Origin of the sequence: Nocardioides sp. SLBN-35 (assembly GCF_006715725.1) — a bacterium.
Lineage (GTDB): Bacteria > Actinomycetota > Actinomycetes > Propionibacteriales > Nocardioidaceae > Nocardioides.
In genome coordinates this window covers 3,656,485-3,668,819 of the sequence record NZ_VFNU01000001.1, presented here as the reverse complement: position 1 = coordinate 3,668,819, position 12,335 = coordinate 3,656,485, and the positions used below count along the sequence as shown (strand labels likewise).

Sequence of the window (12,335 nt, the reverse complement as noted above, 5' to 3'; positions counted from 1 at the left end):
CTACGTTCGTTGAATCATAGCGCACCCCAGGGAGTTCACATGGTCGACACCACGCGATCGGCGGCGCCGACGACCGGCACGTCCTTGAAGGGCTCGGTCGGAGTCGCCGGCATCGTGTTCCTCGTCATCGCGGCGGCGGCACCCCTCACGGCCGTGGCGGGCTCACTGCCGGTCATGGTGGCGATCGGCAACGGCGCGGGCGCGCCGCTGGCGTACGTCGTCGCGGCGGCGGTGCTGCTCGTGTTCAGCGTCGGCTACGCCGCGATGAGCAGCGAGGTGACCGACACCGGAGCGTTCTACGCCTACGTCACCCAGGGTCTCGGCCGTTCGTCCGGCCTCGGCGCGGCGGCACTCGCCCTGCTGGCTTACACGACCATCCAGGCGGCCATCTACGGCCTGGCCGCCTCGACCCTGCGCGACGTCGTGCTGCGCTTCGGTGGCCCGGACCTGCCGTGGTGGCTGTGGGCGGTGGTGCTGCTGGGCGTGGTCGCCCTGCTCGGCTACCGCAGCATCGACCTCGGCGCCCGGGTCCTGGGCTTCCTTCTCGTCGCCGAGATCGCACTGATCGTCCTGCTCTCGGTCGCGGTCCTGGTGCGGGGCGGCGCCCACGGCGTCGACGCGGCGTCGTTCACGCCGTCCGCCTTCTTGTCCGGGTCGCCGGGGATCGCCCTCATGTTCGCGATCGGCTCCTTCGTGGGCTTCGAGGCGACCGCGATCTACGGCGAGGAGGCGCGCGACCCGAGGCGGACCGTGCCGGTCGCGACCTACGTGGCCGTGGCCACCATCGGGGTCCTGTACGCCGTCGCGAGCTGGGCCGTGGTGCTGGCGTTCGGCAGCGACGAGGTCCAGGCCGCGGCGCAGGCCGACCCGGCGGGGCTCACCTTCGTCGCCGCGAGCACCTTCCTCGGTGGCACGGCGGCCGACGTGATGATGGTGATGCTGGTGACCAGCCTGTTCGCAGCCCTGCTCGCCTTCCACAACGCGATCGCGCGCTACGCCTTCGCGCTGGCCCGCGCCGGCTACGCGCCCCGCCGGCTGATGGAGGTCCACCCCCGGCACGGGTCCCCCCACGCGGGCTCGCTCGTGCAGACCGCCAGCGCCGTCGTCCTCGTCGGGGTGTTCGCCCTCGCCGGCGCCGACCCCGTCCTGGAGCTGTTCACCTGGATGGCCGGCGTCTCGATCGTGGCGATCCTCGCCGTCATGGTGCTGACCAGTGTCGCGATCATCGCCTACTTCCGGTCGGTGGGCTCGGGCCGGACGCTGTGGCACACGACCGTCGCGCCGGTTCTCGGCACCCTCGGACTGGTCGGCATCACGGTGCTCGTGATCGCCAACTTCACCACGCTGATCGGCGGGTCGAGGGTGCTGGCGATCGCCTTCCTCGCCCTCGTCGCAGCGACCTTCCTCGGCGGCACGGCCGTGGGGCGCTGGCGGCGTCCCGCGCGCCGCTCCGCCTGACCACCGAACCGTCCCTCCCGAAGGAGTCACCATGTCCACCCACACTGCACCCGCACGACCCGAGAGCCCGTCCGTGATCGTGGTCGGGGCCGGCTTCGCCGGCCTGGTCGCCGCCCGCGAGCTGGAGGCGGCCGGCGTCGACGTGCGGATCTACGAGGCCCGCGACCGGATCGGCGGCCGGGCCTGGACCGACGAGCGACTGGGCGGTCACGCCCTGGAGATGGGCGCGACCTGGGTGCACTGGATGCAGCCGTTCATATGGACTGAGATCACCCGCTACGCCCAGCAGATCCACCCTAGCCCCGACGTCGAGTCGGCCTACTGGGTCAGCGACGGCGTCGTCCACGCCGGGACCGAGCACGAGCTCGACACGAGGCTGGCGCGCCTGCAGGACACCATCTTCGAGGGGTCGCGCGAGTTCTTCCCCTATCCCCACGACCCGCTGTTCGTGCTGCGCTCGGACGACACCGACCCCGACCTGCGCGAACGCTTCCTCGCCGCGGACAAGGGCAGCGTGCTCGACTGTCTGCGCACCGGCGAGTTCAGCCAGGAGGACATCGACCTCGCCGACTCGTACTGGTCGGCCGGCTACCAGGGGTCGACCGCGACCGCGTCGCCTCTGATGGCCAAGCACTGGGCGTCACTGAGCGACCACCGCAGCTCACTGATGGACGAGCAGACCCTTCGGTTCAAGCTGAGCAACGGGATGCGCGGGCTGTACGACGCCATCGCCGCCGACCTGCGCTGCCCGGTCTCCCTCTCGACGCCCGTCGCCTCGGTCCGGCACGACGCCGACCGGGCACGGGTCGTGCTCGCCGACGGCCGGGTCGACGAGGCGGACGCCGTCATCGTCACCGCGCCGATCGGTGCGCTGGGGCGGATCGAGTTCTCACCGGCCCTCTCGGACCTGCAGCGGGAGGTGGTCGCGGACGGCACCAACTCGGTCGGCTTCAAGGTCTGGATCAAGGTCGCCGGCCGGCACTCGGTCATCGCGGGCGCGCCGGGCGTGCACCCGATCTCCCTGGTGCGTAGCGAGTACTTCCTCGACGAGGAGGACGCCACGATCCTGGTCGGCTTCGGGTCCGATCACACGGCCATCGACATCGAGGACGTCGCCTCGGTGCAGCGCGCGGTCGACGTGTGGGAGGCCGGGCTGAGGGTGATCGACTGCGGCGGCCACGACTGGGTCGCCGATCCCTGGTCGGGGCAGACCTGGGCCACCTTGAAGTCGGGGCAGTTCATCAACGGCTGGAGCCACTTCACCGAGCCCTCGGGGCGCCTGCACTTCGCCGGCGCCGACTATGCGAAGGGGTGGAACGGCGTCGTCGTCGACGGTGCGATCGAGTCCGGCATCACCACGGCGCGCCGGGTGCTGGGCGACCTGCGGGCGGGTCAGGCGATGCGCCAGGTGAACTGATCGGCAGGGACCAGCGTGGCGGCCCAGTCGGCGGCCTGCCACGCCGTGACGGTGGCCTGCGCCCACGCCGGGTCCTCCGAGGCGACGACGTCGACCGCGGTGTCCACCGGGGCCGGGGTCGGGGCGGCGAGCGGCTGCCCGCTGATCGGGTCGGTGAGGTCGGGGGCGCCGTCGACGCAGGTCACCCGGCGCAGGCCGATGCCGAGGCGTCGCTGGTGCTGGGCCAGGCTCAGCGCGGCGATCCCGGCGGCGCCGTACCCGACGACGGAGACCTGGTCCGGCGGGTGCACCGCCGACTGGCGGGCGTAGCGGACCGAGCGGAGCAGGTCGCGGCCGTCCTCCCAGGTCGGTACGACGACGCGGACCCCGCTGCGGGTGGCGATCCGGCTCGCCAGGGCGCCGACCGCGTCGGCGTCGGTGCGGACGGCGGGGTGCCACAGCACGAGGGTGTCCAGGTTGGGGTGGCCGTGCACGGCCACGTTGAGGCCGGGCGCCTGCGGGGAAGTCACGGGTCCACCGTAAGGTGATGCCCCACAGGTCCGCGGTGCAGGAACCCGGTGTGAGACCGGGGCGGTTCCGCCACTGTGACCCCGACGCCTTCGTGCGGCGGGCAGCCAGACACTGGCCGCGGACACACCTACCGAAGAGGGGCGCGAACCCCGAGGAGGCCTTGAGCGTCATGGCGCGCATCGCACTGCTGTCCACGTCCGACACCGACCTGCTGTCCGCGCGGGCCAGCGGCGCCGACTACGGCTGGGCCAACCCGAGTCGCTCGGACCTCGAGAATCTCGTCGCCCTGGCGTCCGACGCCGACCTGGTCGTCATCCGGCTGCTCGGCTCCCCGCAGCAGTACGACGCGGAGCTGGCCGCCCTGCGCGGCACCGGCCGGCCGCTCGTGGTGCTCGGCGGCGAGCTGACGCCCAGCGCGGAGCTGATGGAGGCCTCGACCGTGCCGGTCGGGATCGCCGCGGAGGCGCACCGCTACCTGGCCGAGGGCGGGCCGCGGAACCTCACCGAGCTGCACCGCTTCCTGTCCGACACGGTGCTGCTGACCGGTGAGGGCTTCGACGCTCCCGAGGTGATCCCGGCGTGGGGGATCGTGGAGCGGGAGCGTCTCGACACGCCGTCGAGCTCGGGGTCGGCGAAGGTGGGGGTGCTCTTCTACCGGGCGCACCAGGCGAGCGGGAACACCGCGTTCGTGCACGCGCTGTGTGACGCCATCGACGCGACCGGTGACGCGGTCGGTGTGCCGATCTTCGCCGGCTCGCTCCGGGCCGCTCCCGACGAGCTGTTCACCGCGCTCGGCGCCCTCGACGCACTGGTGGTCACGGTGCTGGCGGCGGGCGGCTCCACGCCGGCCTCGGTGAGTGCGGGCGGGGAGGACGAGACCTGGGACGTGGAGCGGATCGCCGCGCTCGACATCCCGGTCCTGCAGGGACTGTGCCTGACGAGCAGCCGCGCGGAGTGGGAGGAGTCGGACGACGGTGTCACCCCGCTCGACTACGCCAACCAGGTCGCGATCCCCGAGTTCGACGGGCGGATCAGCACCGCGCCGTTCTCGTTCAAGGAGATCGACCCCCGTGATCCCGCCGGGCTGCCGTCATACGTCGCCGACCCGGAGCGGGCGGCGCGTGTCGCCGGGCTGGCGGTGAACTACGCGCGGCTGCGGCGGATCCCCAACCAGGACAAGCGGATCGCGCTCATGCTGAGCGCCTACCCGACCAAGCACTCGCGGATCGGCAACGCCGTCGGCCTCGACACCCCGGTCTCCGCGGTGCGGATGCTGCGCCGGCTCCGCGACGCGGGCTACGACGTCGGCGACGGGTTCGGTGTGCTGGACCTCGACGACGACACGGTCGCCGGCGACACCCTGATCCACGCGCTGATCGCCGCCGGCGGGCAGGACGAGGAGTGGCTGACGTCGGTGCAGCTGACCGACGCGCACGTGCGGGTCTCCGCCGAGGAGTACGCCGCGTGGACGGCCGACCTGCCCGAGGACCTGCGCGAGTCGATGGTCGAGGCGTGGGGGCCCGCGCCGGGACGGCTGTTCGTCAACGACAGCGACGAGATCGTGCTCGCCACCCTGCGGGCCGGCAACGTCGTGCTGATGATCCAGCCGCCCCGCGGCTTCGGCGAGAACCCGGTCGCGATCTACCACGACCCCGACCTGGCGCCGTCGCACCACTACCTGGCGGCGTACCGCTGGGTGCAGCACGGCTTCGGCGCGCATGCCGTCGTGCACCTCGGCAAGCACGGCTCGATGGAGTGGCTGCCGGGCAAGAACGCCGCCCTGTCGGCGTCCTGCGCGACCGACGCGGCGATCGGCAGCACGCCGCTGATCTACCCGTTCCTGGTCAACGATCCCGGCGAGGGCGCGCAGGCCAAGCGCCGCGCGCACGCGACGATCATCGACCACCTGGTGCCGCCGATGGCCCGCGCCGAGGCGTACGGCGACATCGCGCGTCTCGAGGGCCTGCTCGAGGAGTACGACAAGATCTCCGCGATGGACCCGGCCAAGCTGGCCGCCATCCGCGGCGAGATCTGGGCCTTGATGCGGGCCGCCGAGCTGCACCGCGACCTCGGGCTGGAGGACCGCCCGGAGGACGACGACTTCGACGACTTCCTGCTCCACGTCGACGGCTGGCTGTGCGAGATCAAGGACGTCCAGATCCGCGACGGGCTGCACGTCCTGGGCCAGGCGCCGGAAGGCGAGGCGCGGGTCAACCTGGTGCTCGCGATCTTGCGTGCCGCGCAGGTGTGGGGCGGCCAGGCGCAGGCGGTGCCGGGGCTGCGGGCCGCGCTCGGCCTGGCCCCTGACGCGCCGACGGTGGAGGTTGACCGGGTCGAGGCCGAGGCGCGGGCGCTGGTCGAGGCGATGGAGAAGTCGGGCTGGGACGCGGGGCACGTCGATGACCTGCACCCCTCGGCCGACGTACGACGGGTGCTGGCGTTCGCCGCCACCGAGGTCGTCCCGCGGCTCGGGCGGACCACCGACGAGCTCGACCACACGCTGCACGCACTGGCCGGTGGCTTCGTGCCGGCCGGTCCGTCGGGCTCGCCGCTGCGCGGCCTGGTCAACGTACTGCCGACCGGACGCAACTTCTACACCGTCGACCCGCGGGCGGTCCCGTCCCGCCTCGCGTGGCAGACCGGGCAGGCGATGGCCGAGTCGCTGGTCGAGCGCTACCTGTCGGAAGAGGGCGCCTATCCGGAGTCGGTGGGCCTCTCGGTGTGGGGGACGTCGGCGATGCGCACGTCCGGCGACGACGTGGCCGAGGTGCTCGCGCTGCTCGGCGTACGCCCGGAGTGGGACGAGGCGTCCAAGCGGGTGCACACGCTGAGCGTGATGCCGCTCGAGGAGCTGGGCCGGCCACGGATCGACGTGACCGTGCGGATCTCCGGATTCTTCCGCGACGCCTTCCCGCACGTCGTGGCGATGCTCGACGACGCGGTCCGCATGGTGGCCGAGCTCGACGAGCCGCTGGACCGGAACTTCGTGCGCTCGCACGCCCAGGCCGACCTCGCCGAGCACGGTGACGAGCGGCGGGCGACGACGCGGATCTTCGGCTCCAAGCCGGGGTCCTACGGCGCCGGCATCCTGCAGGCGGTCGAGTCCGGCTCGTGGCGCGACGACGGGGACCTCGCCGAGGTCTACACGGCGTGGGGAGGCTTCGCCTACGGCCGCGACCTGGACGGCGTACCCGCCTCCGACGACATGCGCGCCAACTACCGGCGGATCAAGGTCGCGGCCAAGAACATCGACACCCGCGAGCACGACATCGCCGACAGCGACGACTACTTCCAGTACCACGGCGGCATGGTCGCCACGATCCGCGCGCTGACCGGAACCGCGCCCAAGGCGTACGTCGGAGACTCGACCACGCCGGACGCCGTCCGCACCCGGACGCTGCAGGAGGAGACCAACCGGGTCTTCCGTGCGCGCGTGGTGAACCCGCGCTGGATCGGCGCGATGCAGCGGCACGGCTACAAGGGCGCCTTCGAGCTGGCCGCGACCGTCGACTACCTCTTCGGCTTCGACGCGACCGCCGGGGTGGTGCACGACTGGATGTACGAGTCGCTGGCCCAGTCGTATGTGTTGGACGAGACCAACCAGGAGTTCCTGCGCAGGTCGAACCCGTGGGCGCTGCGCAGCATCGTCGAGCGGCTGCACGAGGCGAAGGACCGCGGCCTGTGGGAGTCGCCCGATCCCGAGGTGCTGGCCGCGCTGCAGGCGGCGTACCTCGAGGTCGAAGGGGACCTCGAGGACCGATGAGGGTCAGGATCGTCGGGTTCGGGATGGGGCCGCAGCACGTCACGCCGGAGGCCGCGGCGGCCCTGGCCGGGTGCGACTACGCGCTCGCCGTGGCCAAGCGGGACGACGACCCGCTGCTGGCCGTCCGGCAGGCGGTCGCGGACGCGCACGGCCTGGAGCTCGTCGTGGTCCGCGACCCCGAGCGGGACCGCTCGCCGGGACTGGACCGCGCGGGCTACGAGGGCGCCGTCGCCGACTGGTACGCCGCCCGCCTGGCGGCGTACCGCTCCGTGATCGAGGGGCGCGACGGCACGTGCGCCTTCCTGGTCTGGGGCGACCCGTCGCTGTACGACGGCGCGATCCGGGTCTTCCAGGAGCTCGGTGCCGACTTCGACGTCGTGCCGGGGATCAGCGCGCCGCAGGTGCTCGCCGCGCGGCACGGGATCGTGCTGCACGAGGTCGGGCAGCCGGTCCACGTCACGACCGCGCGTCGGCTCCGGGCCGACGTCGGCCTGGGGCAACGGAATCTCGTGGTGATGCTGACCTCCGGCGTCGACCTCGACGGCTTCGCGGACTGGACGATCTGGTGGGGCGCGAACCTCGGCGGCGTCGGGGAACGCCTCGTGTCCGGTCTCGTCCGGGACGTGGCCGGGCAGATCGCCGCGGCGCGGGCGGATGCGAAGGCCGAGGCCGGCTGGGTGATGGACCTGTTCCTGCTGCGGGGACCGGCGGACGGGGGAGCCGATGGGGCTGCCTGAGCGTGACGTGCTGCTCTGCCGCGACTGCTGCTGCGGCACGGCCGGCAAGCATCCGGACGTCGACCACCGTGCGCAGCGCGACGAGATCGAGGCGCTCGACGACCCGGCGGGGCGTCGCGGACCGCGGGTCCGGGTCCGCGTGGTCGACTGCCTCGACGAGTGCGACCGGTCCAATGTCGTGCTGGTCCGCGACTTCACCTGGTTCCCCGGCGGGCGACGGCCCAAGGACACCTGGCTCGGCGGTGTCCTCTCGGGAGCGGCCACGGATGCGGTCGTGGACTGGGTGCGCGAGGGTGGACCCGTGCCGACAACGCTGCAGCGCCACGTCTTCCGGGGGAAGCGAGGGTGACGCGGGGCGCAGCCCTGCTCGTCGCGGGCATGACCTCCGACGCCGGCAAGAGCGTGCTCACGACCGGCCTGTGCCGGGCGTTCGCGCGGCGCGGGATCCGGGTGGCGCCGTACAAGGCGCAGAACATGTCCAACAACTCGATGGTCGTGGTCGACGGGGACGGTGGGGTCGGGGAGATCGGCCGGGCCCAGTGGGTGCAGGCGATCGCTGCCGGGGCCGAGCCCGAGGTCGCGATGAACCCGGTGCTGCTCAAGCCCGGCAGCGACCGGCGCAGCCACGTCGTGCTGATGGGGCGGCCCGACGGCGAGGTCTCCGCGCGCAACTGGCACGACGGGCGCGCGCGGCTCGCGGCGACCGCGTTCGACGCCTTCGACGACCTCCGCTCGCGCTACGACCTCGTCGTGGCTGAAGGTGCGGGCAGCCCGGCGGAGATCAACCTGCGTGCCACCGACTACGTCAACATGGGCCTCGCGCGGCACGGCGACGTGCCGACGATCGTGGTCGGCGACATCGACCGCGGCGGCTGGTTCGCCTCCGCCTACGGCACGCTGATGCTGCTCGATGCCGCGGACCAGGCGCTGGTCAAGGGGTACGTCGTCAACAAGTTCCGCGGCGACGTCGACCTGCTGCGCCCGGGCCTGGCCGACCTCGAGCAGCGCACCGGACGTCCGACGTACGGCGTGCTGCCGTGGCACCCCGACCTGTGGCTGGACTCCGAGGACGCGCTCGACCTGGCCGGTCGCCGGGCCGAGGTGGGTGCGGGCGTGCGGCGGGTCGCCGTCGTACGGCTGCCGCGGATCAGCAACTTCACCGACGTCGACGCGCTCGGGCTGGAGCCGGCGCTGGACGTCGAGTTCGTCTCCGACCCGGCCCGGCTGGCCGACGCCGACCTGGTCGTGCTGCCGGGCTCCCGGGCGACGCTGGCCGATCTCGCGTGGCTGCGCGAGCGCGGCCTGGACACGGCGATCGTGCGGCACGCGCGGGCGGGGCGGCCGGTGCTGGGGATCTGTGGTGGCTGCCAGATGCTGGGCGTGCGGATCGAGGACTCCGACGGGATCGAGGGCACGCCGGGCGCCGCGGTCGACGGGCTGGGGCTCCTCGACCTGACCACCCGCTTCGGGGCGGAGAAGCGGCTGGTGCTGCACGACCCCGCGGGCTACGAGATCCACCACGGCCGGATCACCGGCTCGACGGTCGCCGGGGTGGTGAGCGGCACGATGGTGCACGGCAGCCTGGAGGACGATGCGACCCGCGCCGCCTACCTGCGCGACGCGCTGGGGGTGTCGTCCGAGGCGTCGTTCACGGCAGCACGCGCCGCCCGGCTGGACCTCCTCGGCGACCTGGTCGAGGAGCACCTCGACGTCGACGCGCTGCTGGAGCTCACCCGGTGAGAGTGCTGCTGCTCGGAGGTACGGGTGAGGCCCGCGACCTCGCTGCCCGGCTGGTCGACGCCGGCATCCCCGTCGTCTCGTCGCTCGCCGGGAGAGTCGCCCGGCCCCGGCTGCCTGTCGGTGAGGTGCGGATCGGCGGCTTCGGCGGGGTCCCGGGGCTGCAGGAGGCCCTGGCCGACTTCGGCGCGGTCGTCGACGCGACCCACCCGTTCGCCGCGGGCATCTCCCGCAATGCAGCCGAGGCCTGCGCGGCGAGCGGCGTGCCGTTGCTCCGGCTCGAGCGCCCCGGCTGGGCCGACCGCGCGACCCCCTCGTGGATCTGGGTGCACACGCACGAGCAGGCCGCGACGGTGGCCGGCGAGCTCGGCAGCCGCCCGTTCCTCACCATCGGCCGCCAGGAGCTGGCCCGGTTCGTCCCGGCGCTGGCCGAGCGGCAGGTGCTGGCCCGGGTCGTGGACCCGCCCGACCTCGAGGTCCCGCCCGCCTGGGAGCTGCTCACCTCGCGTGGGCCCTACACGCTCGAGCGCGAGCTCGACCTGATGGCCGACCGCGACGTGCTCGTCACCAAGGACTCCGGCGGCGAGCTCACCTGGCCCAAGATGGAGGCGGCCGCCGCGCTCGGCATCCCGGTGGTCGTCGTACGACGGGCCGCGGCGCCCGAGGGCGTCGGGACCGTGCAGGACGTCGACGCGGTCGTCGCCTGGCTGGGATCCCTCCAGTCCTAAGCCTAGATCCACCGATTTCCCGCTGCTACGCGCCACCAGCTGGGCACGTTGGCTGCGTTGCCGACGCTCGACAGACGCCCAGTCTGGCTTCGCGCCGGACGCCTTGCCACCGCACCCATCTGATGACGCTCGCGACGCGGCAAATCGGTGGATCCAGGCTAGGGGATGCGCTCGTGACCGGGCCGCCCCTGGGTGCGCCGGTCCTCCTTCATCTCGGCCTCGTAGAGGTGCCGGCGGCCGCCGACCAGGCTGTCACGGGCCGCGCGATCCAGCTCCTTGAAGGTGGCGTAGTAGCCGTCGTCGTACTCCTCCACGACCTGGAAGGTCCACCGGCCCTGCAGCACGTTGCGGCCGACCAGCTCGCGGTCGATCCGGTCGGCGAGCTCGGTGTGTCCGGCCTCGCGGAGCTGGTCGACGCCCCTGCCGAGGGTGAGGTCGGCGGTGCCGCTCATCCGGTGGAAGGCGTACAGGTGGCCGCGCGCGACCTCGACGGCCTCCAGTGCCTCCGAGATGTTGCCCAGCGCCTCGACCGTCAGGTCGTCGACGCCGTCGGGCCGGATGTGCTCCTCATCGATCGCCATGCATCGTCGATGCCCGCGACCGACGAGGAGCACACGCCCGGATCCTCAGAGAGCGGCACGCAGCGCGTCGGACAGCGAGGTCGCCGGTCGGCCGAGCAGCTCCTGGAGGTCGGCCGGGTCGACGTACAGCTCGCCGCGGCCCAGGCCGAGGTCGGCGTCGGCGAGGATGGCGGCGAACTGCTCCGGTACGCCGGCACCGACCAGCACCTTGGTCAGCTCGTCGGCCGGCAGGTCGGTGTAGGTGACGTCCTTGCCGAGGACGTCACCGGCGGTGGCGGCGAGCTCCTTGAGGCTGAACGCGGCGCCACCGAGCTCGTAGACGGCCTTCGGCTGCGCGAGGAGCAGCGCGGCGGCCGCGGCCTCGGCGAGGTCGGCGCGGGTGGCGGCGCTGACCTGGCCGTCACCTGCGGCGCCGAGGACGGTGCCGTGCTCGGCGTACGTCGCGAGCTGGTCGGTGTAGTTCTCGAGGTACCAGCTGTTGCGCAGGAAGGTGTGCGGCAGGCCGGAGGCGAGGATCGCCTCCTCGGTGGCCCGGTGCTCGGCCGCGAGCGCGATGCCGGACGTGTCGGCGTGCGGGATGCTCGTGTAGGCGAGCAGGGCGACGCCGGCGGACTTCGCGGCGTCGATGACGTTCTGGTGCTGGGGCAGGCGCTGGCCGACCTCGCTGCCCGAGATGAGCAGCACTCGGTCGGCGCCGTCGAATGCGGCCGCGAGGGCGTCGGTGTCGGCGTAGTCGACCCGGCGGGTGGTCACGCCGAGGTCGGCGAGGCCGGCGAGCCGCTCCTCGTCGCGACCCAGGGCGACGACCTGGTCGGCGGGGACGCCCTTGGCGAGGAGGGAGGCGACGACGTGGCGGCCGAGCTGGCCGGTGGCTCCGGTGACGACGAGGGACATGTGGGTTCCTTCCGGGAACGGGTGGGAGTCGTGCTTGTCGACGTCCTCAACGGGCCGTTCGGGAAGTTGCTTCCCAATAGTTAGTACGCACTTTGAAGTAAGGTACTTCCGTGGCAGGAAGTACCGAGACGATCTTCGAGCAGTTCCCCGGCGGGGTGTTCCCCGCGGCCTGCTCGAGCCGGGTGCTGCTCGACCACGTGATGAGCAAGTGGGGCGTGCTCGTGCTGGTCTCGCTCACCGACGGGCCGCAGCGCTGGAGCGACCTGCGCCGCCGGGCCCAGGGGATCAGCGAGAAGATGCTCGCCCAGACCCTGAAGACCCTCGAGGCCGACGGGCTGGTCCATCGCGAGCAGCAGCCGGTCATGCCGCCGCGGGTCGACTACAGCCTCACCCCGCTCGGCGAGGAGCTGGCCGAGGTGATGGTGCCGCTGCTGCGGTGGGTCGGTCGCAACGCCGACGGGATCATCGGGCCGGCCACGACGTGACCGGCCCGACGACCTGGACCGACTG

At 72.7% G+C, this 12,335-nt stretch carries 11 protein-coding genes and 1 riboswitch; of the genes, 8 read left to right on the top strand and 3 right to left on the bottom strand.

All coding sequences use genetic code 11. The features are described 5' to 3' along the window. Nucleotides 1–39: 39 nt before the first annotated feature. A complete protein-coding gene (locus tag FBY23_RS17710; protein ID WP_141799348.1) occupies nt 40–1,458 on the top strand; it encodes an APC family permease in 1,419 nt (472 codons plus the stop codon). Between the two features lie 31 nt (nt 1,459–1,489). After that, nucleotides 1,490–2,875, top strand: a complete 1,386-nt coding sequence (locus FBY23_RS17705; RefSeq protein ID WP_141799347.1) for an NAD(P)/FAD-dependent oxidoreductase — start codon at nt 1,490–1,492, stop codon at nt 2,873–2,875. Here FBY23_RS17705 and FBY23_RS17700 read toward each other — a convergent pair. Then, nucleotides 2,851–3,384 carry a hypothetical protein gene (locus FBY23_RS17700; RefSeq protein ID WP_141799346.1) on the bottom strand — a complete coding sequence of 178 codons (534 nt, stop codon included), beginning with the start codon at nt 3,382–3,384 and terminating at the stop codon, nt 2,851–2,853. The genes FBY23_RS17705 and FBY23_RS17700 overlap by 25 nt on opposite strands. A 16-nt stretch (nt 3,385–3,400) precedes the next feature. Then, nucleotides 3,401–3,520: riboswitch (cobalamin riboswitch) on the top strand. 34 nt (nt 3,521–3,554) lie between these two features. On the opposite strand from FBY23_RS17700, the gene cobN reads away from it, so the two are divergent. From cobN to FBY23_RS17675, 5 genes are read left to right on the top strand one after another with little or no spacing between them, the layout of a single operon-like run. Next, the gene (gene cobN, locus FBY23_RS17695; RefSeq protein WP_141799345.1) at nt 3,555–7,148 is read left to right on the top strand and encodes a cobaltochelatase subunit CobN; all 3,594 of its coding nucleotides are present in this window, start codon (nt 3,555–3,557) and stop codon (nt 7,146–7,148) included. Continuing rightward, entirely contained in the window at nt 7,145–7,885 is a 741-nt protein-coding gene (locus FBY23_RS17690) for an SAM-dependent methyltransferase (RefSeq protein ID WP_141799344.1), read from the top strand. The genes cobN and FBY23_RS17690 overlap by 4 nt, the downstream gene beginning before the upstream one ends. Further along, on the top strand, nt 7,872–8,234 hold the full coding sequence (locus tag FBY23_RS17685; RefSeq protein WP_141799343.1) for a (2Fe-2S) ferredoxin domain-containing protein: 363 nt from the start codon (nt 7,872–7,874) through the stop codon (nt 8,232–8,234). Before FBY23_RS17690 ends, FBY23_RS17685 begins: the two co-directional genes overlap by 14 nt. Continuing rightward, on the top strand, nt 8,231–9,625 hold the full coding sequence (locus tag FBY23_RS17680) for a cobyric acid synthase (RefSeq protein ID WP_260806073.1): 1,395 nt from the start codon (nt 8,231–8,233) through the stop codon (nt 9,623–9,625). The genes FBY23_RS17685 and FBY23_RS17680 overlap by 4 nt, the downstream gene beginning before the upstream one ends. Beyond that, complete coding sequence (locus tag FBY23_RS17675) at nt 9,622–10,350, top strand: cobalt-precorrin-6A reductase (protein ID WP_141799342.1); 729 nt, start codon at nt 9,622–9,624, stop codon at nt 10,348–10,350. Before FBY23_RS17680 ends, FBY23_RS17675 begins: the two co-directional genes overlap by 4 nt. Nucleotides 10,351–10,508: 158 nt before the next feature. On the opposite strand, the gene FBY23_RS17670 is transcribed toward FBY23_RS17675, so the two are convergent. Both FBY23_RS17670 and FBY23_RS17665 read right to left on the bottom strand, forming a co-directional pair. Next, the gene (locus FBY23_RS17670; protein WP_141799341.1) at nt 10,509–10,931 is read right to left on the bottom strand and encodes a hypothetical protein; all 423 of its coding nucleotides are present in this window, start codon (nt 10,929–10,931) and stop codon (nt 10,509–10,511) included. A 45-nt stretch (nt 10,932–10,976) separates the two neighbouring features. Then, the gene (locus tag FBY23_RS17665; RefSeq protein WP_141799340.1) at nt 10,977–11,825 is read right to left on the bottom strand and encodes an SDR family oxidoreductase; all 849 of its coding nucleotides are present in this window, start codon (nt 11,823–11,825) and stop codon (nt 10,977–10,979) included. 110 nt (nt 11,826–11,935) lie between these two features. Between FBY23_RS17665 and FBY23_RS17660 the strand changes: the two genes are divergently transcribed. Next, nucleotides 11,936–12,310 (top strand): helix-turn-helix domain-containing protein, encoded by a 375-nt coding sequence (locus tag FBY23_RS17660; protein WP_260806072.1) that lies wholly within the window; start codon nt 11,936–11,938, stop codon nt 12,308–12,310. The last annotated feature ends 25 nt before the right edge of the window (nt 12,311–12,335 follow it).

What these genes read in the sequence shown, in the direction of transcription:
- FBY23_RS17710 (WP_141799348.1), top strand. Translation starts at nt 40, where the DNA reads ATGGTCGACACCACGCGATCGGCGGCGCCGACGACCGGCACGTCCTTG.
- FBY23_RS17705 (WP_141799347.1), top strand. Translation starts at nt 1,490, where the DNA reads ATGTCCACCCACACTGCACCCGCACGACCCGAGAGCCCGTCCGTGATC.
- cobN (WP_141799345.1), top strand. Translation starts at nt 3,555, where the DNA reads ATGGCGCGCATCGCACTGCTGTCCACGTCCGACACCGACCTGCTGTCC.
- FBY23_RS17690 (WP_141799344.1), top strand. Translation starts at nt 7,145, where the DNA reads ATGAGGGTCAGGATCGTCGGGTTCGGGATGGGGCCGCAGCACGTCACG.
- FBY23_RS17685 (WP_141799343.1), top strand. Translation starts at nt 7,872, where the DNA reads ATGGGGCTGCCTGAGCGTGACGTGCTGCTCTGCCGCGACTGCTGCTGC.
- FBY23_RS17670 (WP_141799341.1), bottom strand. Translation starts at nt 10,931, where the DNA reads ATGGCGATCGATGAGGAGCACATCCGGCCCGACGGCGTCGACGACCTG.
- FBY23_RS17665 (WP_141799340.1), bottom strand. Translation starts at nt 11,825, where the DNA reads ATGTCCCTCGTCGTCACCGGAGCCACCGGCCAGCTCGGCCGCCACGTC.